This is a genomic window from Pseudomonas sp. S3E12 (genome assembly GCF_001702295.1).
In the GTDB taxonomy this organism is placed as follows: Bacteria; Pseudomonadota; Gammaproteobacteria; order Pseudomonadales; family Pseudomonadaceae; genus Aquipseudomonas; species Aquipseudomonas marginalis.
Window position 1 is genome coordinate 308,326 of the sequence record NZ_MBDT01000003.1, and the last position, 23,902, is coordinate 332,227.

General features: G+C 61.9%; 22 protein-coding genes. 14 read left to right on the forward strand and 8 right to left on the reverse strand.

The genetic code is table 11. From position 1 onward, the window contains the following. Positions 1-272: 272 nt before the first annotated feature. From glpE to BB029_RS03415, 7 genes are all read right to left on the reverse strand, one after another. Positions 273-602: a thiosulfate sulfurtransferase GlpE gene (glpE, locus tag BB029_RS03385; RefSeq protein ID WP_065925391.1), complete on the reverse strand. Its 330-nt coding sequence runs from the start codon at positions 600-602 to the stop codon at positions 273-275. A 9-nt stretch (positions 603-611) separates the two neighbouring features. Beyond that, positions 612-1,463 carry a symmetrical bis(5'-nucleosyl)-tetraphosphatase gene (locus BB029_RS03390; RefSeq protein WP_065938233.1) on the reverse strand — a complete coding sequence of 284 codons (852 nt, stop codon included), beginning with the start codon at positions 1,461-1,463 and terminating at the stop codon, positions 612-614. Next, positions 1,463-1,843: a Co2+/Mg2+ efflux protein ApaG gene (gene apaG / locus BB029_RS03395; RefSeq protein WP_027605913.1), complete on the reverse strand. Its 381-nt coding sequence runs from the start codon at positions 1,841-1,843 to the stop codon at positions 1,463-1,465. The genes BB029_RS03390 and apaG overlap by 1 nt, the downstream gene beginning before the upstream one ends. A 103-nt stretch (positions 1,844-1,946) precedes the next feature. Beyond that, positions 1,947-2,759: a 16S rRNA (adenine(1518)-N(6)/adenine(1519)-N(6))-dimethyltransferase RsmA gene (gene rsmA, locus BB029_RS03400; RefSeq protein ID WP_065925389.1), complete on the reverse strand. Its 813-nt coding sequence runs from the start codon at positions 2,757-2,759 to the stop codon at positions 1,947-1,949. Beyond that, positions 2,756-3,745 carry a 4-hydroxythreonine-4-phosphate dehydrogenase PdxA gene (gene pdxA, locus BB029_RS03405; protein ID WP_065938234.1) on the reverse strand — a complete coding sequence of 330 codons (990 nt, stop codon included), beginning with the start codon at positions 3,743-3,745 and terminating at the stop codon, positions 2,756-2,758. Before pdxA ends, rsmA begins: the two co-directional genes overlap by 4 nt. Further along, the gene (locus BB029_RS03410; RefSeq protein WP_027605910.1) at positions 3,742-5,082 is read right to left on the reverse strand and encodes a peptidylprolyl isomerase; all 1,341 of its coding nucleotides are present in this window, start codon (positions 5,080-5,082) and stop codon (positions 3,742-3,744) included. Before BB029_RS03410 ends, pdxA begins: the two co-directional genes overlap by 4 nt. Next, complete coding sequence (locus tag BB029_RS03415; RefSeq protein WP_065938235.1) at positions 5,057-7,870, reverse strand: LPS-assembly protein LptD; 2,814 nt, start codon at positions 7,868-7,870, stop codon at positions 5,057-5,059. Before BB029_RS03415 ends, BB029_RS03410 begins: the two co-directional genes overlap by 26 nt. 130 nt (positions 7,871-8,000) lie before the next feature. On the opposite strand from BB029_RS03415, the gene BB029_RS03420 reads away from it, so the two are divergent. The 3 genes from BB029_RS03420 to BB029_RS03430 are packed head-to-tail and all read left to right on the forward strand — an operon-like array spanning position 8,001 to position 10,466. Further along, complete coding sequence (locus BB029_RS03420) at positions 8,001-9,026, forward strand: aminoglycoside phosphotransferase family protein (RefSeq protein WP_065938236.1); 1,026 nt, start codon at positions 8,001-8,003, stop codon at positions 9,024-9,026. After that, entirely contained in the window at positions 9,023-9,697 is a 675-nt protein-coding gene (gene murU / locus BB029_RS03425; protein WP_027605907.1) for an N-acetylmuramate alpha-1-phosphate uridylyltransferase MurU, read from the forward strand. The genes BB029_RS03420 and murU overlap by 4 nt, the downstream gene beginning before the upstream one ends. Position 9,698: 1 nt before the next feature. Continuing rightward, positions 9,699-10,466 (forward strand): TerB family tellurite resistance protein, encoded by a 768-nt coding sequence (locus BB029_RS03430; protein WP_027605906.1) that lies wholly within the window; start codon positions 9,699-9,701, stop codon positions 10,464-10,466. Between the two features lie 140 nt (positions 10,467-10,606). Here the strand turns inward: BB029_RS03430 and BB029_RS03435 are convergent, their stop codons facing one another. Beyond that, the gene (locus tag BB029_RS03435; RefSeq protein WP_065938237.1) at positions 10,607-11,581 is read right to left on the reverse strand and encodes an alpha/beta hydrolase family protein; all 975 of its coding nucleotides are present in this window, start codon (positions 11,579-11,581) and stop codon (positions 10,607-10,609) included. A gap of 77 nt (positions 11,582-11,658) precedes the next feature. Here BB029_RS03435 and BB029_RS03440 point away from each other — a divergent pair, with 77 nt between their 5' ends. From BB029_RS03440 to BB029_RS03490, 11 genes are all read left to right on the forward strand, one after another. Further along, positions 11,659-13,653, forward strand: coding sequence for a histidine kinase (locus BB029_RS03440; protein ID WP_065938238.1), 1,995 nt, complete (start codon positions 11,659-11,661; stop codon positions 13,651-13,653). A gap of 18 nt (positions 13,654-13,671) precedes the next feature. After that, positions 13,672-14,301 carry a response regulator transcription factor gene (locus BB029_RS03445; protein WP_027605903.1) on the forward strand — a complete coding sequence of 210 codons (630 nt, stop codon included), beginning with the start codon at positions 13,672-13,674 and terminating at the stop codon, positions 14,299-14,301. Between the two features lie 225 nt (positions 14,302-14,526). Then, the gene (locus BB029_RS03450; protein ID WP_065938239.1) at positions 14,527-15,639 is read left to right on the forward strand and encodes an ABC transporter ATP-binding protein; all 1,113 of its coding nucleotides are present in this window, start codon (positions 14,527-14,529) and stop codon (positions 15,637-15,639) included. 43 nt (positions 15,640-15,682) lie between these two features. Next, positions 15,683-16,723: an ABC transporter substrate-binding protein gene (locus tag BB029_RS03455; protein ID WP_065925381.1), complete on the forward strand. Its 1,041-nt coding sequence runs from the start codon at positions 15,683-15,685 to the stop codon at positions 16,721-16,723. Positions 16,724-16,817: 94 nt separating this feature from the next. Continuing rightward, positions 16,818-18,065, forward strand: coding sequence for an ABC transporter permease (locus BB029_RS03460; RefSeq protein ID WP_053131178.1), 1,248 nt, complete (start codon positions 16,818-16,820; stop codon positions 18,063-18,065). Positions 18,066-18,077: 12 nt separating this feature from the next. Then, positions 18,078-18,902 (forward strand): ABC transporter permease, encoded by an 825-nt coding sequence (locus BB029_RS03465; protein ID WP_017739612.1) that lies wholly within the window; start codon positions 18,078-18,080, stop codon positions 18,900-18,902. A 118-nt stretch (positions 18,903-19,020) separates the two neighbouring features. Further along, positions 19,021-20,169, forward strand: coding sequence for an iron-containing alcohol dehydrogenase (locus BB029_RS03470; protein ID WP_065925379.1), 1,149 nt, complete (start codon positions 19,021-19,023; stop codon positions 20,167-20,169). Between the two features lie 84 nt (positions 20,170-20,253). After that, the gene (gene rpe, locus BB029_RS03475) at positions 20,254-20,928 is read left to right on the forward strand and encodes a ribulose-phosphate 3-epimerase (RefSeq protein WP_065938240.1); all 675 of its coding nucleotides are present in this window, start codon (positions 20,254-20,256) and stop codon (positions 20,926-20,928) included. Further along, positions 20,925-21,743, forward strand: coding sequence for a phosphoglycolate phosphatase (locus BB029_RS03480; RefSeq protein ID WP_065938241.1), 819 nt, complete (start codon positions 20,925-20,927; stop codon positions 21,741-21,743). Before rpe ends, BB029_RS03480 begins: the two co-directional genes overlap by 4 nt. 70 nt (positions 21,744-21,813) lie before the next feature. Continuing rightward, positions 21,814-23,295: an anthranilate synthase component I gene (trpE, locus tag BB029_RS03485; protein ID WP_065938242.1), complete on the forward strand. Its 1,482-nt coding sequence runs from the start codon at positions 21,814-21,816 to the stop codon at positions 23,293-23,295. A gap of 9 nt (positions 23,296-23,304) precedes the next feature. Further along, positions 23,305-23,898 carry an aminodeoxychorismate/anthranilate synthase component II gene (locus BB029_RS03490; RefSeq protein ID WP_065938243.1) on the forward strand — a complete coding sequence of 198 codons (594 nt, stop codon included), beginning with the start codon at positions 23,305-23,307 and terminating at the stop codon, positions 23,896-23,898. Positions 23,899-23,902 lie beyond the last annotated feature (4 nt).

The following is a 23,902-nucleotide window of genomic DNA, read 5'->3' on the forward strand; positions in this document are numbered from 1 at the left end:
CGCTCGATACGTGGAGCCGACGCCGGATCTATCAGTCGATGCTGGCAGTCATTGACGAACGCCAATGGCTGTTTTCCCCCCAGAACACCCTGAAACGCTACCGATGACCCGTACGCCGGTGTACCGGCTCTCCCCTGATTCGGATGGCCTGCGCTTAAGGATAGTTCGGAATCTGAGAGGGCAAGGCGCGATGCGCAATTAGTTTGGTTGCGCCGTTCGTCAGAAACGGCGCGAGCCCAAGCATCACGCGGGGTAGCGGGGTGTGAAAAAAATTATTGCGAATCGCCGGAGGCAATTTCTGCAGGATACGTCGTACGCCACAGCTCAAAGCCGCCGTCCAGGCTGTAGACGTCGGAGAAGCCCTGGCTGACCAGGTAGGCGGCTGCGCTCTGGCTGGAATTACCGTGGTAGCAGGCCACGATCAGCGGTGCATCAAGGTCGGCGGCACGAATGAAGTCGGCGATGTTGACGTTGTCCAGATGCTGGGCGCCAGCGATATGGGCGGCGGCGTAAGTAGGCTGGTCGCGGATATCGACCACCACTGCACCTTGCTCGCGCAGGGCCTGGGCTTGTTCGGGAGGGATACGTTTGAATTCGCTCATGGCGGGCTCCTATGGCCTGGCTGCAGCCGGCAGGGTAACGGGAAGAGTGGGTGGGCACTGGCAGCCGTGACGCTCGCCGGTGTCGATGTTCATCAGGGTCATGGCGCCGCCCCATACGCAGCCGGTGTCGAGGGCAAACACGCCAGGTTCCTCGCACTTGCCTTCAAGGGCTGCCCAGTGACCAAAGATGATCCTGGTGTCGCGGGTCTTGCGTTCCTTGTGGGCAAACCATGGTTTGTAGCCGGGCAGTGCCGTGTCGGCGCCTTCCTTGCTCTTGAGGTCCAGCTTGCCCTCGGCGGTGCAGAAGCGCATGCGTGTGAAATAGTTGGTAATCACCCGCAGGCGGGCGACGCCAGTGAGGTCGTTGTCCCACTTCACTGGCTCGTTGCCATACATGCCGTCGAGGTAGGCGGTGTACAGGCTGTCATCGGCCAGGGCGTTTTCGACTTCGGCGGCGCACTTGAGGGCTTTTTTCAGCGTCCACTGCGGCGGGATACCGGCATGGACCAAGGCCATATTGCGGCTTTCGTCGTAATGCATGATCTTTTGCCGACGCAGCCAGTCAAGCAGTGGCGCGCGATCTGGCGCTTCGAGGATTTCGCGCAGGGTATCGCCCTTTTTCAGACGCTCGATGTTATTGCCGGCGGCCAGCAGGTGCAGGTCATGGTTGCCCAGTACGCACACCAGGGAGTCCCTCAGGCTATACAGGTAACGGAGCGTCTCCAGGGACTCGGGGCCGCGATTGACCAGGTCGCCGACCAGCCACAGGCGATCGTTCGCCGGATCGAAGGCCACCCGTTCAAGCAGGCACTTGAGGGGCTCCAGACAGCCTTGCAGGTCGCCGACCGCGTACGTTGCCATCAGTGCAGGGCGCCTGGTACGGCGAGGCGGAAAGGCTTGATGATGGCGTCGAACAGTTTGCCATCAGTGGCTTTCATCTGATACGAGCCTTGCATGGTGCCGACCTTGGAAGTCATTACCGTGCCGCTGCTGTAAGTGTGGCTGGCGCCAATGTCGATCAACGGTTGTTGGCCGACAACGCCTGCGCCGCGAACTTCCTCGACCTGACCGTCACCGTCGGTGATCACCCAGTGGCGTGACAGCAGCTTGGCCGGCACCTGGCCGTTGTTTTTCACCGTGATGGTGTAGGCAAAGGCGAAGCGGTTCTGTTCAGGTTGCGATTGGTCCGCGAGGAAGCGGGTGACGACGCTGACGTCGATCTGGTAGCGAGGATCGGACATGCAAGAGGCCTTAAAAGCAAAAGCGGAGGACAGCAGATGCGGATCAGTCTAGGCCAAGAGGTGGGCACTAGGCCAGACATGTGTCTGGCCATGCCTGGGTGTTTCAGTCGGCGACTGGCGCAGGCTGGATGGCAAGCTGGTCGGCCAGGCGCACGAACGCGGCCAGGTCCAGTTGCTCGGGGCGCAGGCTGCCGTCGACGCCGGCTGCTTCGATCTCGGCGTTGCTCAGCAGGGCCTTGAGTGTGTTGCGCAGGGTCTTGCGGCGCTGGTTGAACGCCTCACGCACCACGCGTTCCAGCAATTTGTGATCCTTGGCCGGGTGTGGCAGCACGGCGTGAGGCACCAGGCGCACGATGGCCGAGTCGACCTTCGGTGGTGGGTTGAACGCACCCGGGCCGACATTGAACAGGTGTTCGACGCGGCAGTGGTACTGAACCATGATCGACAATCGGCCCCAATCACCACCACCAGGGCCGGCAGCCAGGCGTTCCACCACTTCTTTTTGCAGCATGAAGTGCATGTCGCGGATGATCCCGGCGTTGTTCAGCAGGTGGAAAATCAGCGGTGTGGAGATGTTGTACGGCAGGTTACCCACCACACGCAGGCTATTAGGCGCGGCGTTGAGGGTATTGAAGTCGAACTTCAATGCATCGCCCTGATGCAGGTTGAAGTTGGGCTTGCCGGCGAACTGCTGGTTGAGGATCGGGATCAGGTCCTTGTCCAGTTCCACCACGTCCAGTTGGCCGCCACTGGCGAGCAAGCCTTGGGTCAGTGCGCCCTGGCCCGGGCCGATTTCCAGCAGGCGGTCTTCTGGCTTGGCATGGATGGAGCGCAGGATACGGTCGATCACGCCAGCGTCGTGCAGGAAGTTTTGCCCGAAGCGCTTGCGCGCCCGGTGTTGGTAATGCTCGGTCATATACGGGTCTCGGCCATCTGATAGGCGGTTTCCAGGGCCACGTGCAGGCTGCCGGTATCGATCTTTCCGCTGCCTGCCAGGTCCAGGGCGGTGCCATGGTCGACGGAGGTGCGGATGATCGGCAGGCCCAGTGTCACGTTGACTGCGGCGCCGAAGCCTTTGTACTTCAGCACGGGCAGCCCCTGGTCATGGTACATCGCCAGCACTGCGTCGCAGTGCTCCAGATATTTGGGGGTAAACAGAGTGTCTGCTGGCAGTGGGCCACGCAGGTCCATGCCTTCTTGGCGCAGACGCTCCAGGGTTGGTTCGATGATGTCGATTTCTTCATGGCCCAAGTGGCCGCCTTCGCCGGCGTGGGGGTTGAGCCCGCAGACCAGGATGCGCGGTTGGGCGATGCCGAATTTCTGTTGCAGGTCGGCATGCAGGATGCGCGTAACGCGTTCCACGCGCTCGGCGGTGATGGCGTCGGCAATGTCGCGCAATGGCAGGTGCGTGGTCACCAGGGCGACCCGCAGGCCGCGTGTGGCCAGCATCATGACGACTTGAGCGGTGTTGGTCAGCTCGGCCAGGAACTCGGTGTGGCCGGAAAACGCAATCCCCGATTCGTTGATCACGCCCTTGTGGACCGGCGCGGTGATCATGCCGGCGAAGTCGCCGTCGATGCAGCCTTGCCCCGCGCGGGTCAGGGTTTCCAGGACGAACGCCGCGTTGGCCTTGTCGAGTTGCCCGGCAACGACCCTGGCTTGCAGCGGGGTGTTCCACACATACAAGCTGCCGGCGGGCGCCGGCAGGTCGGGCCAGTTGCCCGGTGCCACGTCCAGCAGATTGACGACCACACCCAGCTGCGCGGCCCGCTCAAGGAGCAGGTCGCGGCTGGTAATGGCAATCAGGGGGTGCGGCTGGGGGTGCGAGGCGAGCAGCAGGCACAGGTCTGGACCAATGCCGGCCGGCTCGCCGGGTGTCACGGCGAAACGCTGGGGTTTCACGGAGCTGCCTGGTCGGTGCCTGTTTGCTCGGCGCCTGGCAGCTTGTTTTCCACGTAGGCTTCGTCACGGATCTGACGCAGCCAGGTTTGCAGCTCTTCGTCGTATTTGCGGTTACGCAGTACGTTCAGCGCCTGCTGCTCGCGGGCCTGGCTGGTGTTGTCGGTGGCGCGACGACCAAGGACTTCCAGTACATGCCAGCCATATTGGGTCTTGAACGGCTTGGACAGTACGCCTTGCGGAGTATCGGCCATTACCTGCTGGAACTCGGGCACCAGGGCTTTGGGGTCGATCCAGTTCAGGTCGCCGCCGTTGAGGGCGGAGCCCGGGTCTTCCGAGAAGCTCTTGGCCAGGGTGGCGAAGTCTTCACCGCTTTCGATGCGGTCATAGATCTTCTGGGCCAGTTCCTTGGTTTGGGCTTCGGTGCGGATTTCACTTGGTTTGACCAGGATATGACGAACATGCACTTCGTCTTTCAGCGAGGTCTCGCCACCGCGACGTTCCAGCAACTTCAGGATAATGAAGCCGCCTGGGGTACGGGCTGGCTGGGTGATGCCACCCACTTCCATGGCGCTCAGTTCACGGTCGAACGGAGGTGGCAGTTGAGCCGCTTTACGCCAGCCCATATCACCACCTTCAAGGGCGTTGTCGCTGCCGGACTGGGCAATGGCCATCTGGGCAAAGTCAGCACCGGCTTTCAGGCGATCATAGATAGCCTGGGTTTTCGCCGCTGCCGCATTCAGTTGCTCGGAGTTGGCACTGTCCGGGGTCGGGATCAGGATATTAGCCAGGTGCAGTTCTTCGGAAAGCTGCATCTTGCCCAGGTCCGAGGCCAGGAAGTTCTTCACTTCCTGCTCGGATACCTGGACCCGCTCGGCAACGCGACGCTGGCGCACACGGCTGATGATCATTTCGCGGCGGATCTGGTCACGGGCGTCTTCATACGAAAGACCGTCGTGGGCCAGGGCCGCGCGGAATTGATCAATGCTCATGTTGTTGCGCTGAGCGATGGTGCCGACCGCCTGGTTCAGTTCTTCGTCCGAGATACGGATGCCGGAACGCTCGCCGATCTGCAGTTGCAGGTTTTCGACGATCAGGCGTTCCAGTACCTGCTGGTCCAGCACGCTGGTAGGTGGCACGCCACCGCCACGCTTGGCGATGGTTTGCTGCACTTCCTTGACGCGCTGGTCCAGTTGGCTTTGCATGATCACGTCGTTATCGACGATGGCCACTACTTTATCCAGTTGCTGAACCGCAGCGTGAGCCGATACGGTGCCCAGGAACAGCGCGCCCAGCACTAGCGGGCGCAGACAATCAGAAAGCTTGGTCTTCACGTTCACGATAACCTTCAATGCCTTTGTCGAGGAAGCTCTCTACCTTGGCGCCGGTCAGGCCGCCGAGTCCTTTGAGGACGATCTGCAGGAAGAGCCCGTGGTCACCCTTTTCGTTAAGCGGGGCGATCTGGCTGTATTCGTCGTTGGAAACCCAGTAACGGTTGATGACGCGCAGTTTCCAGCAGCAGTTGTCGTACTCGAAACCACCGAAGGCTTCCAGGGTACGGTTGCGAGCGTAGTCATACTGCCAGCGGGTGATCAGGTTCCACTGGGGAATGATCGGCCACATCATCGAGAAATCGTGTTGTTGGATTTTGTAGTAATCCTTCACGTAGTTCGCCGAACCCGGGGTGCCGTAGTCGCCACCGAACTGCCATTTGCCGGTCAGCTGGTTGTAGACGACCTGGTCGTTACGATAGCGATAACCGACGTTGATGATCTTGTTCGGGTCGTTCTCCGGCTGGTAGTGAAGCATCGCACTGCCGGAGCGAGGGCTGTGCTCCTCGGTGTCCCAGTTGTAACCGGCAGTGGCGCGCCAGTCACGGTTGAAGCGGAACTCGTAGTCCAGGGCAACCGGGGATACGTCGGACTGCGAATCGGCACGGTCGGCGGCGAGGATGCCCGGCAATTGAACTTCACGATCCTTGAAGTACAGCGCCTGGCCCACGGATACGCGCTGACGCTCGAAGCCGTTTTCTTCGATCCAGCGGCTGGTCAAGCCAAGGGACAGCTTGTTTTCGTCGCCGATACGGTCCGTACCGCTGAAGCGGTTGTCGCGGAACAAGGACGCGTAGCTGAACGCATACTCGCTGCTGTCGAAGATCGGGATATCGGACTGGTCCTTGTTCGGCACGTACAGGTAGAACGCGCGCGGCTCAAGGGTCTGGCGATAGTTTGTGCCGAACCAGTTGGTATCGCGGTCGAAATACAGTCCGCTGTCGAGGCTGGCCACCGGAATCGCACGGTCCTGGGAGCTCTTGAAGGAGCCGCCTGCGTACTGGGTGCCGGCATTCGCTGCTGCTGTCTGTGCAGCGATGATGTCGTTCTTGCCCTTGTTGTCCAGGTCGAGATCGTACTTGGTGTAGACGTACTTGAGCTTCGGCGTCACAAAACCGTAGGTCCAGTTCATCGGGTATTCGACGGCGGGTGCTACGTTCAGGCGAGTACCGTTTGCACGGGTCAGGCCGGTTACGTAGGTGTCCAGGCGGCGCTCGGTACCACCATCTTCATTGATGAAGTTGCCGGTTTCCAGGCTTCGTTCAAACCGAACTGCTTCGGTATCGTAGGTAAACTTCAATCCACCTGGGCGGAACGGCAACTGCCCATTTAAAGTGATCTGCGGCAGGCGGTCATAAGGTGTGGTTTGGGAAATCGTCGCCAGCTGATAAGCCTGGACATTCAAGCGCGCCTGGAACGAGTCGCCGCGATAGGCCACCGAGCCCTGCTGGTTGACGAAGTCCCGACTCTCGACACCTTCCTGATAGGACTTGAGGTCCTGGAAGTAGTAGGGGTCGCTGATCTTGGTGTAGTCGACCTGGGTCAGTACACGCGAATCCAGCCCGCCCTTGTGCTGCCAATTGAGCATGTAGCGGGTTTTTTCGTAGTCGGTCTGCTTCGTGCGTTCGTCGTTGTCGTCGTTCAGGTACGCGCCGCCAAACTGGCCTTCGCTGGACTTGGTGAGGTAGCGGAATTCGCCTTCCATCATCATGCCGCGCTTGGTCATGTATTGCGGGTACAACGTGGCATCGTAGTTTGGTGCCAGGTTGAAGTAGTACGGCGTGACCAGGGTGAAGCCGGTTTCGCCGCCGGTGCTGAAGCTCGGTGGCAGGAAGCCGGACTGACGACGGTCGTCGATCGGGAAGTAGATGTAAGGGGTGTACAGGATCGGAATGTTCTTGATCCGCAACGTCGCGTTGGTGGCCGTACCGAAACCGGTGGCCGGGTTCAACGTGATGTTGTTGCCCCTGAGCTGCCAGGCGTTGCTGTCCGGCTCGCACGTGGTGTACGTACCGTCCTTGAGACGGATGATCGCGTTTTCGGCGCGCTTGGCGTACAGCGCGTTACCGCGGATACGCGACTTGTGCAGCACGTATTCGGCGTTGTCGATCTGCGCCGCGCCGGTGTCCAGTTGAACCTGGGCATGGTCGCCGACGATCAATGCACCGTTGTCGCGCAGTCGCACGTTACCGTTCAGCTCACCACGGTTCTCGGCCTGGTACAGGCTGGCTTCTTCCGACTCCAGCTGCATGCTGCCCTGGCGCATGACGACGTCACCGGCCAGGGTTGCGACTTGTTGTTCCTGCTCGTAACGAGAGGCCTTGGCACCGATGAAAGTGGGCGCATCGCTCTTGTTCGTCTTGTCGTTCATGCCAGGACGCGTTGGCTCGATGTACGCACCGCCGCAGTAAGGACCGGTTTCCGCCAGCTGGGCTGCGGTCAACTTTTCACGAGGCACCCAGTCCAAGTGGCTGTAGTCGGCGCTGCGCGAACGCAGGCCACGGCCCTTGGACTCGGTGACCAGTGCGGTCTTCGGCTCGGCTTCGGCACTGCCGCCAGCGTCGGCCTGCGCCGTGCTGTTGGCCGAGCTGACGGCTGCACCGTCATGCACTGGGCGCGGTGGCAAGGGGGCTGCGGCGGTCTTGGGCGCGCAGTCCCAGGCACCCGAAGCAGAGACTGAGCAGTCATACTGTTCCGCGGCGACCACGAATGAGGTGGCGAAGGGTTGCATGACCAGCAGACTGCCGGTTACCAGCAACGGAAATTTTCTACGAAACGCGGGGGATTTCAATGCCATCTTATTAGTCCGGGCTTCCTGCGTGCCATCTGCCCGCGGTTTGGGCCGCACGCCTCTCGATGGTCTGAAAAAGATGCGTGATAATAAAGCATGCCCCGCTTGACGGCTAGCGCCGTCGGAGACCCTTGTAATGCCCGAGCAAGATCTACGTTTACAACAGCTGGAAGTCTGGCTGGATGAGCAGTTGCCGATCCTTTTCAACGCTCAAGGCTGGGGTGCCGTACCCCCGGCCACATTGACCGCGGCCAGCAGCGACGCGAGTTTCAGGCGCTATTTCCGTTGGGACGGCGGCGGTCGTACGTTCGTGGTAATGGACGCTCCGCCTCCCCAGGAAAACTGCAAACCTTTCGTCGATACCGCGTATTTGCTCTCCACTTCGGGAATAAATGTTCCGAAAATTTATGCACAGGACTTGCCGCGAGGCTTTCTTTTGCTCAATGACCTGGGCAGAAAAACCTACCTGGACGTGATAACCGACGAAAACGCCGATCAATTGTTTGCCGATGCCATCGACGCCTTGCTGGCTTTTCAGCAGTTGCCGATGGACGCACCACTGCCCAGCTATGACGTCGCCTTGCTGCGCCGTGAACTCGAATTGTTTCCCGAATGGTACGTGCGCCGACACTTGGGTATCGAGTTGGATACTCGGCAGCAGGCACTTTGGCAGCGTGTCAGCGATCACCTGATCGACAGTGCCCTGGCGCAACCCAAAGTGCTGGTGCACCGCGACTATATGCCACGCAACCTGATGATCAGCGAGCCGAACCCTGGCGTGCTGGATTTCCAGGATGCGGTGTATGGTCCGGTCACCTACGACATCACCTGCCTGTTCAAGGATGCCTTCCTCAGTTGGCCCCAGGCCCGCGTGCGCGAATGGCAACGCGGCTATTGGGAGCGTGCGGCCCAGGTCGGCATTCCGGTACAGCCGGATTTCGAAGACTTCCTGCGCGCCAGCGATCTCATGGGCGTGCAGCGCCATCTCAAGGTCATCGGCATCTTTGCGCGCATTTGCCATCGCGACGGCAAGCCACGCTACCTGGCCGATGTACCGCGCTTCTTTGCTTATATAGAAGCGGTGCTGGCCGATCGTCCGGAGTTGAGCGAGCTGGCTGAGTTACTGACCAGCCTGCGCCAACCTGCAGAGGTCAGCCTATGAAGGCCATGATCCTGGCCGCCGGTAAAGGCGAGCGGATGCGTCCGCTCACCTTGCACACCCCCAAGCCGCTGGTGCAGGCCGGCGGCAAGCGCCTGATCGAGTACCACCTGGAGGCGCTGGCCAAGGCCGGCTTTACCGATGTGGTGATCAACCATGCCTGGCTCGGCCAGCAGATCGAGCGCTACCTGGGGGATGGCGCGCAGTTCGGCTTGCGTATCCGCTACTCCCCGGAGGGCGAACCGCTGGAAACCGGCGGCGGGATTTTCCAGGCGCTGCCGTTGCTGGGGGATGAGCCGTTCCTGGTGGTCAATGGCGATATCTGGACCGACTACGACTTCACCCGCCTCAAGCAGCCGCTCAAGGGCCTGGCTCATCTGGTGATGGTCGACAACCCGGCACATCACCCCTCGGGCGGTGATTTCTACCTTGATCAGGGCTTGCTTCATGATGCGGCGCCCGGTGCCGATAACCTGACCTTCAGTGGCATTTCAGTGCTCGACCCCCGGCTGTTCGAGGGTTGCAGCGCCGGTGCCTTCAAGCTGGCGCCGCTGCTGCGTGCGGCCATGGCGAAAGGTTTGGTAACGGGGGAACACATGGCGGGACGCTGGATTGATGTCGGCACGCTGGAGCGCCTGGCGCACGTCGAAACCCTGCTGACAGCGGGGCAGTAGCATGTTGTGGCCAGGGACGCTGATCGGCGCCGGGGCTGGCTTTGCCATTGCCAGTATTCCGGGGGCCTTGTTGGGGGCGCTGTTGGGGCAGGCGCTGGATCGCCGCCTGCAACTGCACAGTTGGGCACAGTTGCGCGAGCGCTTGGGCGGGCGTCCGGCTTTACGCAATGACGAGTTATTGTTTGTGTTGCTCGGGCGCCTGGCCAAAAGCAACGGGCGTGTGGTGGACGGGCATATTCAGCAGGCGCGGCAGGAAATGCGCTCACTGGACATGACCGAGTCGGCCCAGCGCCGCGCGATTGCGGCGTTCAACCGCGGCAAATCCGGTTCCGACCGTGTACGCCGCTACCTGCGTGTGCTCAAGGCCCAGCCCCATGCGGCGGAAGGGGTGTTGCGGGCGTGCTGGCGGATGGTCTGGGCGGACGGCAAGGCGGACGCCGCCGAGCGTGATTTGATCGACCTGTGGGGGAAGTGGTTGGGCTGGACGCCGCAACAGCTCCAGGCGTTGGCGGCCGATTACACACCTGAGCGCAAGCCGCTGGTCAATCGTGGCACGACCTACCAGGAAGCGCTGCGCTTGCTCGGCGTGACCGCTACCACCGAGCCGTCGGTCATCAAGCGTGCCTATCGCCGCTTGCTGAGCCGTCATCACCCGGACAAGGTGGCCGGCAGTGGTGCCAGCCCCGCGCAAGTGCGTGAGGCGACCGAGCGCACCCGTGAATTGCACAATGCCTATTCATTGATTCGCGAGCGCCGGGATTTTCGTTAGAGGTCACTATTTTCACGGATAAACACATTCCAATGTGGGAGGGGGCTTGCCCACGATTAGGGTGGGTCAGCTACCTATCTGTCGACTGACACACCCCTATCGGGAGCAAGCCCCCTCCCACATTGGTTCGGTGCTTATCCTCAATCGGCGCTGGCCTGCGGGCTCAACCAGCCGCGAACCCGGCGATACAACTGTTCCTGCTCGGCGGCGCTGTTGCCGGGCAGGGTCTTCAATGACACCTGCTTATAGCCGTCATTCTTCAAGCGCTTCGCGGCCTGGGCGCGTTCCAGGGCGTTGTTGCGTGCTTGAGCGGTGTCTTGATAGAAGACGTCCGCCGTCGGCAGCTTCAGCGCCGGCGCCAGTTGCTGCACATCCGGATGACGCCCGGCAGGCGTCTGGGCGGCAACCATCACGAGCTTCTGCACCTGGGAGGGTTGTTTTTCAGTCAGGTAACGCGCCGCCCACCAGGCGCCGGTGCCATGGCCCACCAGCACCACCGTGCGTGCGCTCTGGGTCTGGGCAAAAGCCACGGCGGCATCGATACGCGCAAAGATGCGCGAGGCGTCGGTCTTGTCCTGCTCGTCGGCGCCCGGGACCACCGCCGGGTCGGTGCCTTCCGCCTCGGCGCTGGCGGCTTGTTCGATCGGCTTGTCGGCGGTGCTCGCGTCTTTACTGCTGGTGTCGACGGTGGCGTTGGGCGCTTCCATGACGCGCGGCGGCAGGGTGTCCATGCTCACGTCCGGTAACGACAGGCTGAGGCTGCCCCAATTGGCATCCGGCAATTTACGTCGTAACGGGCCGATTGCTTGTGGCCAGTCAGCATTTTCGCCGGCGCCGGGTACGATAATCACCACGCCTTCGGGTTCGGCGCTGTTGGCGGGTTTCCACAGGGCAAGGAAGGAATCGCTGCCGGCCTGCAACTGTTGCTGCTCTTGCTGCGGGATTTTGCGTTCCAGGGCGGCGGCCTCTTCCTGGCTACGCTCGGGCAGGGGTTGGCGTTCGACGGGTTTTTCGGCCACCGGTGCCGGTGCGTCTTCAGCCTGCACAGAAAAGGCACTGGTAAACAGCAGTGACAGGCACAATGCTGGCAGTGCCGAACGGTTTCGATAGGACATCGTTGATTTCCGGCCAGAAGTGATTCCAGCAGCCTAATGGGTTGGTCAGTATTTGTCAGTGATGTGAGACGTGGATCATGGGTTTTCGCTGTCTGCTGGTTATCGGCTGTTTGTGCCTTGCCTTGATGGCAAACGCTTCCCCCGCGCCCGCCACACCGCAGGCGCAGCTGAATGCGCCGCAGCGCGAATGGCTGGCCCGGCACCCGGAGCTGCGGGTGGGCGTGGTGTTGCAGGCGCCTTACGCGCAATACGACCGACGCCTGCAGCGCTTGTCCGGGGCGAATGTCGAGTTGATGCAGTGGCTGGCCAAGGCGCTGAACATCGAGCTGACCTGGCGCAACTTCCCTGATCAGGAGCAGTTGGAGGCGGCCGTACGCGATGACGAGGTGGACATTGCCCCTGGCCTGCAGCAAACCCCGGCCGGTTTGCGCCTGTGGCAGTTCACCGACCCGTATATGCGTGTGCCTCAACACATTGTCGGCATCCGCGAGGGCGGTGGTGCCGTGGAGCTGGAGAAGCTCGACGATCAATCCCGGGTTGCCGTGCGCATGCCCAGCGCCGTGGCCGATTACCTGCGCAGTACCTATCCCGGCCTCAACCTGCAAGGCGTGCCCATGGAGCGCCAGGCCTTGCAGCTGTTGGTCAGCCAGCAGGCGCGTTATGCCGTGGTGGATGAAGCGCAATTAAGCCGCTTGTCCGCAGAGGTCGAGTTCAGCGGGCTGGCGGTGGTCGGGGACATCGGCCTGCCGCAATTGCTGCGGGTTGCCACGCGCCGGGACTGGCCGGAACTGGCCGGCATCATGGAAAGTGCCCTGAGCGCGATCCCGGCCCGCGACCTGGATCAACTGCACAGTCGCTGGCTGCAACCCAAATACCCACGTTTATCCGAATCCAAAGGCCTCTGGCAGAACCTCAGCCTGCTGCTCGGCCTGTTGCTGCTCGCCAGCCTGGCCGTGGTGTTCTGGCAGCGCCGCCAGCAACGTGTGCTGGAGCATGGCCTGCTGGCCGCCCGCGAAGAAAGCGCGGCCCGTGCCGCCGGTGCCGAAGCGCTGCGCTTGACGCAGTTCTCCATCGACCAGAGCACCGTCGGCATCCTCTGGGTCAACTGGGACAGCCACGTGCGCTACGCCAATCGTGCGGCCGAGAGCATGCTGGGTTACGAGCCCGGTGCACTGATCGAACGGCCGCTGGTCGACCTCGACCCGACCCTGGATATGGACCGCTGGCTCAATTTGTGGAAGCGCGCACGGGCCAGCGAGGAGGGGCCGCAGAATTTCGCCACCGATTGTTTGCGCGCCGATGGCAGCATCCTGCCGGCCAACGTGTCCTTGAGCTTTGTGCGATTTGCCGAGGCTGAATACCTGGTTGTCTACCTGAACGATGTCACCGAACTGCGCCGCACCCTGGCCGCCCTGATGCAAAGTGAGGCGCAACTGCGCGAGTTGTCCGCCCACCTGGAAACCGTGCGCGAAGAAGAAAAGGCCCGCATCGCCCGGGAAGTGCACGACGAACTCGGGCAAATGCTCACGGTGCTCAAGCTGGAAACCTCCATGTGCGAGCTGTCCTATGCGCAACTGGATCCTGGCCTGCACGAGCGCTTGAACAGCATGAAGCGCCTGATCGCCCAACTGTTCCAGTTGGTGCGGGACGTGGCGACGGCGCTGCGCCCGCCGATTCTCGACGCCGGGATTGCCTCGGCCATCGAATGGCAGGCGCGGCGTTTCGAAGCGCGCACGCAGATTCCCTGCCTGGTGCAAGTGCCGGATAACCTGCCGGCCTTGAGCGATGCCAAGGCCATCGGCCTGTTCCGTATCCTGCAAGAGGCGCTGACCAATGTGATGCGCCATGCCCAGGCGCATACTGTCGAACTGACCCTGGCGGTGGAAGGCACCGACCTGCGCCTGACCATCAGCGACGATGGCGTCGGTTTCGTCCAGGCCCAGGGGCGCCCGGTGTCGTTTGGCCTGGTGGGGATGCGCGAGCGGGTGCTGATCATGGGCGGGCAACTGAGCCTGGACAGTCAATTGGGCGAGGGCACCACCCTGAGTGTCACGGTGCCGTTGGATGCATGACGATAAGAGGAAGCCCTTGTGATCCGTGTACTGGTAGCCGAAGACCACACCATTGTTCGTGAAGGCATCAAGCAATTGATCGGCCTGGCCAAGGACCTGCTGGTGGTGGGGGAGGCGAGTAATGGCGAGCAGTTGCTCGAGACCTTGCGCCATGTGCCTTGCGAGGTGGTGTTGCTGGACATCTCGATGCCTGGCGTCAATGGCCTGGAAGCAATCGCGCGCATTCGGGCGCTGAGCAATCCGCCGGCGATCCTGGTGCTGTCGATGCACGATGAGGCGCAAATGGCCGCCCGCGCCTTGAAGGTGGGCGCGGCGGGCTACGCCACCAAGGACAGCGATCCCGCGCTGCTGCTGATGGCGATTCGCAAGGTCGCGGCCGGCGGGCGCTACATCGACCCGGACCTGGCGGATCGCATGGTCTTCGAGGTCGGGCTGACGGATTCAAGGCCCTTGCATTCGCTGCTGTCTGAGCGGGAGTTCTCAGTGTTCGAGCGCCTGGCCCAGGGCGCCAACGTCAATGACATCGCCCAGCAACTGGCGTTGAGCAGCAAGACCATCAGCACCCACAAGGCGCGGCTGATGCAAAAGCTCAATATCACCTCCCTGGCCGAGCTGGTGAAGTACGCCATGGAGCACAAGCTCCTCTAACCACATACCCAATAACGACACCCCCAAAACACCGCCGAACCCATTCTTGCCGCGTGCAGCTCGCCTCTTGCAGCTGCCCTGTCCCATCCCCGCCATCCGTGTAGGGCGATCCCTACCCCAAACCTTCCATCCGGCTGATGCCATTCTCTCCTGGCCCCCGATTTCCGGGGTCTCGCGCCTGGACTACGCTTGTGCCACAGCAGTCCAAAATACAAAGGTGCGGGTATGAGCGAGGTGGATTCAAATGATGTGCTGGTCAGCTTTCGTGGCGTGCAGAAGAGCTACGACGGCGAGAACCTGATCGTCAAAGACCTCAACCTGGAGATTCGCAAGGGCGAGTTCCTCACCTTGCTCGGGCCTTCCGGTTCGGGCAAGACCACCAGCCTGATGATGCTGGCCGGCTTCGAAACGCCGACCGCCGGTGAAATCCAGCTGGCCGGACGCTCGATCAACAACGTGCCGCCGCACAAGCGCGACATCGGCATGGTGTTCCAGAACTACGCGCTGTTCCCGCACATGACGGTTGCGGAGAACCTCGCGTTCCCGCTGTCGGTGCGGGGCTTGAGCAAGACCGATATCAGCGAGCGGGTCAAACGCGTGCTGAGCATGGTCCAGCTCGACGCCTTCGCCCAGCGCTACCCGGCGCAACTGTCCGGCGGCCAGCAACAGCGTGTGGCCTTGGCCCGGGCGCTGGTGTTCGAGCCGCAACTGGTGCTGATGGACGAACCCCTCGGTGCCCTCGACAAGCAACTGCGCGAACACATGCAGATGGAGATCAAGCACCTGCACCAGCGACTCGGCGTGACCGTGGTGTACGTGACCCACGACCAGGGCGAAGCCTTGACCATGTCCGACCGCGTGGCGGTGTTCCACCAGGGCGAGATCCAGCAGATCGCCGCGCCACGTACCTTGTATGAGGAGCCGAAGAACACCTTCGTCGCCAACTTCATCGGTGAAAACAACCGCCTCAATGGCCGCCTGCACAGCCACACCGGCGAGCGCTGCATGGTGGAGCTGGCGCGCGGCGAGAAGGTCGAGGCGCTGGCGGTGAACGTCGGCCAGGTCGGCGGCCCGGTGACCCTGTCGGTGCGCCCTGAGCGTGTCAGCCTCAATGGCTCCAGTGAAAGCTGCGTCAACCGTTTCTCCGGGCGGGTGGCGGAATTCATCTACCTGGGCGACCACGTGCGTGTGCGCCTGGAAGTCTGCGGCAAGGCCGATTTTTTTGTGAAACAACCGATCGCCGAGCTGGACCCGGCCCTGGCGGTCGGCGACGTGGTACCGATTGGCTGGCAAGTCGAGCACGTTCGCGCACTCGACCCACTTCTAGAGGCGAATTGATCGCCCCATGGCTTCACCAACCCTGCACGTGGAGAGAACAACAATGTTGAGATCCCTGAAATATTCCGTCCTGGCCCTGAGCTTGATGGGCGCGACACAGGCCATGGCTGGCCCGGACCTGACCGTCGTGTCCTTTGGCGGTGCAAACAAGGCTGCACAGGTCAAGGCTTTTTATGCACCGTGGGAAAGCGCGGGCAACGGCAAGATCGTCGCCGGCGAGTACAACGGTGAGATGGCCAAGGTCAAAGCCATGGTCGACACCAAGAGCGTGTCCTGGGACCTGGTGGAGGTGGAGTCGCCGGAACTATCCCGTGGCTGTGACGAAGACATGTTCGAGCCGCTGGACCCGAAACTGTTTGGCAACAGCGCCGACTACGTGAAGGGCGCGATCCAGCCGTGCGGCGTGGGCTTCTTCGTATGGTCGACCGTTCTGGCCTACAACGCGGACAAACTGGCGTCTGCGCCAACCAGTTGGGCGGATTTCTGGGACACCAAGAAATTCCCGGGCAAGCGCGGCCTGCGCAAGGGCGCCAAGTACACCCTGGAATTCGCCTTGATGGCCGACGGTGTTGCACCGAAGGACGTGTACAAAGTGCTGGCCGGCAAAGATGGCCAGGACCGTGCGTTCAAGAAACTCGACGAACTCAAGCCCTCGATCCAATGGTGGGAAGCCGGCGCACAACCGCCGCAATACCTTGCCTCGGGTGACGTAGTGATGAGTTCGGCCTACAACGGCCGCATCGCCGCGGTGCAAAAAGAAAGCAACCTGAAAGTGGTGTGGAACGGCGGCATCTACGACTTCGACGCTTGGGCCATCCCTAAAGGCCTGTCCAAGGAGCGTGCCGAAGCGGCGAAGAAATTCATCGCCTTCTCGGTGCAGCCGCAGCAGCAGAAGACCTACTCGGAAAACATCGCCTACGGCCCGGCCAACACCCAAGCCGTACCGTTGCTGGCCAAGGACATCCTCAAGGATATGCCGACTACGCCGGAAAACATCGCCAACCAGGTGCAGATCGACGTGAGCTTCTGGGCGGATAACGGCGAGCAGCTGGAGCAGCGCTTCAACTCCTGGGCTGCCAAGTAACACTGCATAACCCTGTGGGAGGGGCTTGCCCCCTCCCACAAGGGATTTCTTGTGTGTGAAAGATTGCATTCATTTTCAAGATTCGGAGTCAGCCATGGCCATCGCCGTTCCCTCGAACGAGGTCAACAGCCCCACCCTCAAGCAGCGCCTGGCGCGTGCCGAGCGGCTCAATCGCTGGAAGGCCCAGGCCTTGATTGCGCCGCTGGTGCTGTTTTTGCTGCTGGTGTTCCTGGTGCCGATCGTTGCGCTGCTGTTTAAAAGCGTCGGCAACCCGGAAGTGGTGGGCGGTTTGCCGCGTACTGTGGTGGCGGTGACGGCCTGGGACGGTCGTGGTTTGCCGGGTGAGCCGGTGTACCAGGCCCTCAGTGAAGACCTGGGCGAGGCGCGCAAAAACCAGACCCTGGGCGATCTCTCCAAACGCTTGAACATGGAACTGGCCGGCTATCGCAGCCTGCTGACCAAAACCGCGCGGGCGCTGCCGTTTACCGAAGCGCCTGCCTCTTATAAAGAAGCGCTGGAAAACCTCGACGAACGCTGGGGCGACCCGGCGTACTGGCAAGCGATCCGGCGCAATACCAGCAGCCTGACACCGTTCTACCTGCTGGCGGCCGTCGATCACCGCATCGACGACCTCGGCGAAGTGGCGCCGGCCACCCCGGACCAGGCGATCTACCTGGACATCTTCGCCCGCACCTTCTGGATGGGCCTGGTGATCACCGCCATCTGCCTGCTGCTGGCTTATCCGCTGGCGTATTTGCTGGCCAACCTGCCGGCGCGCAAAAGCAACCTGCTGATGATTCTGGTGTTGCTGCCGTTCTGGACCTCGATCCTGGTGCGGGTGGCGGCGTGGATCGTGCTGCTGCAATCCGGCGGGCTGATCAACAGTGCGCTGATGGGCATGGGCCTGATCGACAAACCCCTGGAGCTGGTGTTCAACCGTACCGGGGTCTACATCTCCATGGTGCATATCCTGCTGCCGTTCATGATTTTGCCGATCTACAGCGTGATGAAAGGCATTTCGCCCACCTACATGCGTGCGGCGATCTCCCTGGGCTGTCACCCGTTCGCCAGTTTCTGGCGCGTGTACTTCCCACAGACGTATGCCGGTGTCGGCGCCGGCTGCCTGCTGGTGTTCATCCTGGCGATTGGTTACTACATCACCCCGGCACTGCTGGGCAGCCCGAACGACCAGATGGTCAGCTACTTCGTGGCCTTCTACACCAACACCAGCATCAACTGGGGCATGGCGACGGCGTTGGGCGGCTTGCTGCTGCTGGCGACCGTGGTGCTGTACCTGATCTATAACCGGCTGGTGGGCGCCAGCCGCCTGCGCCTGAGCTGAGGAGACCTTGCGATGCTGAGCCCTTATATGTCACCGGTGGAACGGGTGTGGTTCTACAGCTTGCGGATCCTCTGCGGCTTGATCCTGTTGTTCCTGATCTTGCCTGTGCTGGTGATCATCCCGCTGTCGTTCAACAGCGGCAGTTTCCTGGTGTACCCGTTGCAAGGCTTCTCGCTGCACTGGTACCAGGATTTCTTCGCCTCGGCGGAATGGATGCGTGCGTTGAAGAACAGCATCATCGTCGCCCCGGCCGCCACGGTATTGGCCATGGTGTTCGGCACCCTGGCGGCGATCGGCCTGACCCGTGGGAATTTCCCCGGCAAGGCGTTGGTGATGGCCCTGGTGATTTCGCCGATGGTGGTGCCGGTGGTGATTATCGGTGTGGCCAGCTACCTGTTTTTTGCGCCACTGGGCCTGGGCAACAGTTTCTTCTCGCTGATCGTGGTGCATGCGGTGCTTGGGGTGCCGTTTGTGATCATCACCGTGTCGGCGACCTTGCAGGGTTTCAACCATAACCTGGTACGGGCCGCGGCCAGCCTGGGTGCCTCGCCCTTGACGGCGTTTCGCCGGGTAACCTTGCCGTTGATTGCACCGGGGGTGATCTCCGGCGCGCTGTTTGCCTTCGCGACGTCGTTCGATGAGGTGGTGGTGACGCTGTTTCTCGCCGGCCCCGAGCAAGCGACCCTGCCGCGCCAGATGTTCAGCGGCATCCGCGAAAACCTCAGCCCGACGATTGCGGCGGCAGCGACCTTGCTGATCGCCTTCTCGGTGTTGCTGTTGCTGACCCTGGAGTGGCTGCGTGGGCGTAGCGAGAAACTGCGCACGGCCCAGGTCTAAAGACCAGTACAGCCCCCCTCCCACAGGGGGGCTTTGACCATTCAGCGCCTGAATGGAAGACAACCCGATCCAGTCAGCTACTCTTGTGCCAGCCCATCACCGATAAGAGGCCGCGCACATGAGTACTTCCTCATTCAAGATCGCCCACAAACTGCTGACCGGCGCTGGCGCCATTGAGCAACTTGCCGCCGAGCTGACGCGCCTGGATGTGGATAACCCGTTGATTGTCACCGATGCGGCGCTGGTCAAGTCCGGCACGGTGGCGCTGGCACTCGAACACCTGGGTGAGCGCCCTTACGAGATTTTCGACCGCGTGCTGCCCGACCCGGAAATCTCCATCGTCGAAGACTGCATGCAGGCCTATCGAGACGGCGGCCACGACGGCCTGATCGGCCTGGGGGGCGGCAGTGCCATCGATATTGCCAAAAGCGTTGCCGCCTATGCCGGTTACCACGGCGCCCTGGCGGACTTATTTGGCGTCGACCAGGTGCCGCGCAAGGGCCCGCCGCTGATCGCCATCCCGACCACGGCCGGCACCGGCTCGGAAGTGACCAATGTGGCGATCCTCTCCGACAAGGTCGCGCAGTTGAAGAAAGGCATCGTCAGCGACTACCTGCTGCCGGACGTCGCGCTGATCAGCCCGCAAATGACCCTGACCTGCCCGCGCAGTGTCACCGCCGCCAGTGGCGTGGATGCGCTGGTGCATGCCATTGAGTCCTACCTTTCCCTGAACGCCTCGCCGATCACGGATGCCCTGGCCATTGGAGCGATCAAGCTGATCGCCAAGGCGCTGCCCAAGGCCTACGCCAACCCGGCCAACCTGCAGGCCCGCGACGATATGGCCACCGCCAGCCTGATGGCCGGCATGGCCTTCGGCAATGCCGGGGTGGGCGCCGTACATGCGTTGGCCTACCCGTTGGGCGGGCGGTTCAATATCGCCCATGGCGTCAGCAATGCGTTGTTGCTGCCCTACGTGATGCACTGGAACAAACTGGCCTGTGTCGAGCGCATGCAGGACATTGCCCAGGCCATGGGCGTGAATGTCAGCGGCCTGAGTGTCAACGATGCCGCCGACCAGGCGGTCGAGGCGATGACGCGATTGTGTGCCGCCGTGGAGATTCCTTCCGGCCTGCGCAGTTTCGGGGTTCCCGAGGACGCCATCCCGGCCATGGCCACGGAAGCGGCGGGTATCGAGCGCCTGATGCGTAACAACCCGCGCAAGCTCAGCGCGGCCGATATCGAGAAAATCTATCGGGCGGCGTACTAGCCGTTGAGTTAGGTCACGGTGCGCAGGGCAAAGCATGAGGTATACAATGCGCGCCATCGTGATTTAGCTCAAAAAAGGTGCGTCATGCAGCCCTTCGTTATTGCTCCATCGATTCTCTCCGCCGATTTCGCCCGCCTGGGTGAAGAAGTGGACAAGGTGTTGGCCGCCGGTGCCGACTTCGTGCACTTCGATGTCATGGACAACCACTACGTGCCCAACCTGACCATCGGTCCGATGGTCTGCGCGGCGCTGCGCAAGTACGGCATCACCGCGCCGATTGATGCGCACCTGATGGTCAGCCCGGTGGATCGCATCATCGGTGACTTCGTTGACGCCGGCGCGACCTATATCACCTTCCACCCGGAAGCCTCGCTGCACGTCGACCGCACCTTGCAACTGATCCGCGAGGGCGGTTGCAAGGCCGGCCTGGTGTTCAACCCGGCCACCCCGCTGGACGTGCTCAAGTACGTGATGGACAAGGTCGACATGGTGCTGCTGATGAGCGTCAACCCGGGCTTCGGCGGGCAGAAGTTTATCCCCGGTACCCTCGACAAGCTGCGTGAAGCCCGTGCGCTGATCGATGCGTCGGGCCGTGACATCCGCCTGGAAATCGACGGTGGGGTCAACGTCAACAATATCCGTGAAATCGCGGCTGCCGGCGCCGACACCTTCGTGGCCGGCTCGGCGATCTTCAACGCCCCGGACTATCAGGAAGTCATCGCCAGGATGCGCGCCGAATTGGCGCTGGCGCGTCCATGAGCGGCTTTGAGCAGCTGTTCCCCGGCAAACTGCCACGGCTGGTGATGTTCGATCTGGACGGTACCTTGATCGACTCGGTGCCAGACCTGGCGGCGGCGGTGGACGAGATGCTGCTCAAGCTGGGACGCAAGCCGGCGGGGCTTGCGTCGGTACGCGAATGGGTCGGCAATGGCGCGCCGATGCTGGTGCGCCGGGCCCTGGCCAATCACATCGATGCCGACGGTGTCGATGAGGTTGAGGCCGAGCACGCCCTGGAGCTGTTCAACGCAGCCTATGAGCGCAGCCACGAACTGACCGTGGTCTACCCCGGCGTACGCGACACCCTCAAATGGCTGAGCAAGCAGGGCGTGGAAATGGCCCTGATCACCAACAAGCCGGAGCGCTTTGTCGCGCCGCTGTTGGACCAGATGAAAATTGGCCGTTATTTCCGCTGGATCATTGGTGGCGATACCTTGCCGCAGAAGAAACCCGATCCGGCAGCACTGTTTTTCGTGATGAAAATGGCCAATATCCCGGCGTCCCAGTCGCTGTTTGTCGGCGATTCACGCAGTGACGTGCTGGCGGCGAAAGCGGCTGGCGTGCAGTGCGTGGCCCTGAGTTACGGCTACAACCATGGCCGTCCGATCACCGAAGAGTCGCCGTCGCTGGTGATTGATGATCTGAGACTGCTAATCCCCGGTTGCTTGGGAGCTGGCGCTGAGATAACGTTGCCCGACATCGATCCGTCCCCTTCTGGAAATTCCATCGTGGTGGTCACTCGCAAACTCTGGATGAAAGTCATCAAGGCCCTGGCCCGCTGGCGTTGGCGCGCCTGACTGATCCTGGCCGCACCCTGCGGCACGTTTGCATACCTGACTGTTAGACCCTCACGCCACGAGGCACCTCATGATCCGCGAAGAATTCCTGCGTTTGGCCGCTGCCGGCTATAACCGTATCCCCCTGGCCTGCGAAACCCTGGCCGACTTCGACACGCCGCTGTCGATCTACCTGAAGCTGGCCGACCAGCCCAACTCCTACCTGCTGGAATCGGTACAGGGCGGCGAGAAATGGGGCCGTTACTCGATCATCGGCCTGCCATGCCGCACTGTGTTGCGGGTGCACGACCATCATGTGAGCATCACCCATGATGGCGTCGAGATCGAAAGTCATGACGTCGAAGACCCGCTGGCCTTCGTCGAAGCCTTCAAGGCGCGCTACAACGTGCCGACCATCCCTGGCCTGCCGCGCTTCAACGGCGGCCTGGTGGGGTACTTCGGCTATGACTGCGTGCGCTATGTGGAAAAACGCCTGGGCAAATGCCCGAACCCGGACCCCCTGGGCGTGCCGGACATTCTGCTGATGGTCTCCGACGCGGTGGTGGTGTTCGACAACCTCGCCGGCAAGATGCATGCGATCGTGCTCGCCGACCCGTCCCAGGCCGACGCCTTCGAGCAGGGCCTGGCCAGCCTCGAAGCGCTGCTGGAAAAGCTGCGCCAGCCGATCACCCCGCGTCGTGGCCTGGACCTCAGTCGTCCGCCGGCGGCTGATCCGGTGTTCCGCTCCAGCTTTACCCAGGATGACTACGAGCGTGCGGTCGACACCATCAAGGAATACATCCTCGCCGGTGACTGCATGCAGGTGGTGCCGTCGCAACGCATGTCCATCGATTTCAAGGCTGCGCCCATTGACCTGTACCGGGCGCTGCGCTGCTTCAACCCGACGCCGTACATGTACTTCTTCAACTTTGGCGACTTCCACGTAGTGGGCAGCTCGCCGGAAGTGCTGGTGCGTGTCGAGGACAACCTGATCACCGTGCGCCCGATTGCCGGCACACGCCCGCGTGGCGCGACCGAAGAAGCGGATCTGGCGCTCGAAGAAGACCTGCTCAGCGACGACAAGGAAATCGCCGAACACCTGATGCTGATCGACCTGGGCCGCAATGACACCGGGCGTGTCTCGGAAATCGGCTCGGTGAAGTTGACCGAGAAGATGGTCATTGAGCGCTATTCCAATGTGATGCACATCGTGTCCAACGTCACCGGCGAGTTAAAAGCCGGGCTGACCGCAATGGACGCCTTGCGGGCGATTCTGCCGGCGGGCACTTTGTCGGGGGCGCCGAAGATCCGTGCGATGGAAATCATCGACGAACTGGAGCCGGTCAAACGCGGTGTCTATGGCGGCGCCGTGGGGTATTTCGCCTGGAACGGCAACATGGACACCGCCATTGCGATTCGCACGGCGGTGATCAAGGACGGGGAGCTGCACGTGCAGGCCGGTGGCGGGATTGTCGCCGACTCGGTGCCGGCCCTCGAATGGGAAGAAACCCTGAACAAGCGCCGCGCGATGTTCCGCGCCGTAGCGCTGGCTGAACAGACCCCCAATTCTTGAGGTTTCCCCATGTTGCTGATGATTGATAACTACGATTCCTTTACCTACAACGTTGTGCAGTATCTGGGGGAGCTGGGCGCCGAGGTCAAGGTGGTTCGCAACGACGAACTGACCGTGGCCGAAATCGCCGCCCTGAACCCGGAGCGCATCGTTGTTTCGCCGGGCCCCTGCACGCCGACCGAGGCGGGTGTCTCTCTCGAGGCCATCAAGTACTTCGCCGGCAAGCTGCCGATCCTGGGCGTCTGCCTGGGCCATCAATCCATCGGCCAGGCCTTTGGCGGTGATGTGGTGCGCGCGCGCCAGGTGATGCACGGCAAGACCAGCCCGGTATTCCATAAAGACCTGGGCGTATTCCAGGCACTCAACAACCCGGTGACCGTGACTCGCTACCACTCGCTGGTGGTCAAGCGCGAAACCCTGCCGGAATGCCTGGAGCTGACCGCCTGGACCCAACTGGAAGATGGCACCGTCGACGAGATCATGGGCCTGCGTCACAAGACACTGAATATCGAAGGGGTGCAGTTTCACCCTGAATCGATCCTGACCGAGCAGGGTTACGAGCTGTTCGCCAACTTTCTCAAGCAGAGCGGCGGCACGCGCTAAGGAC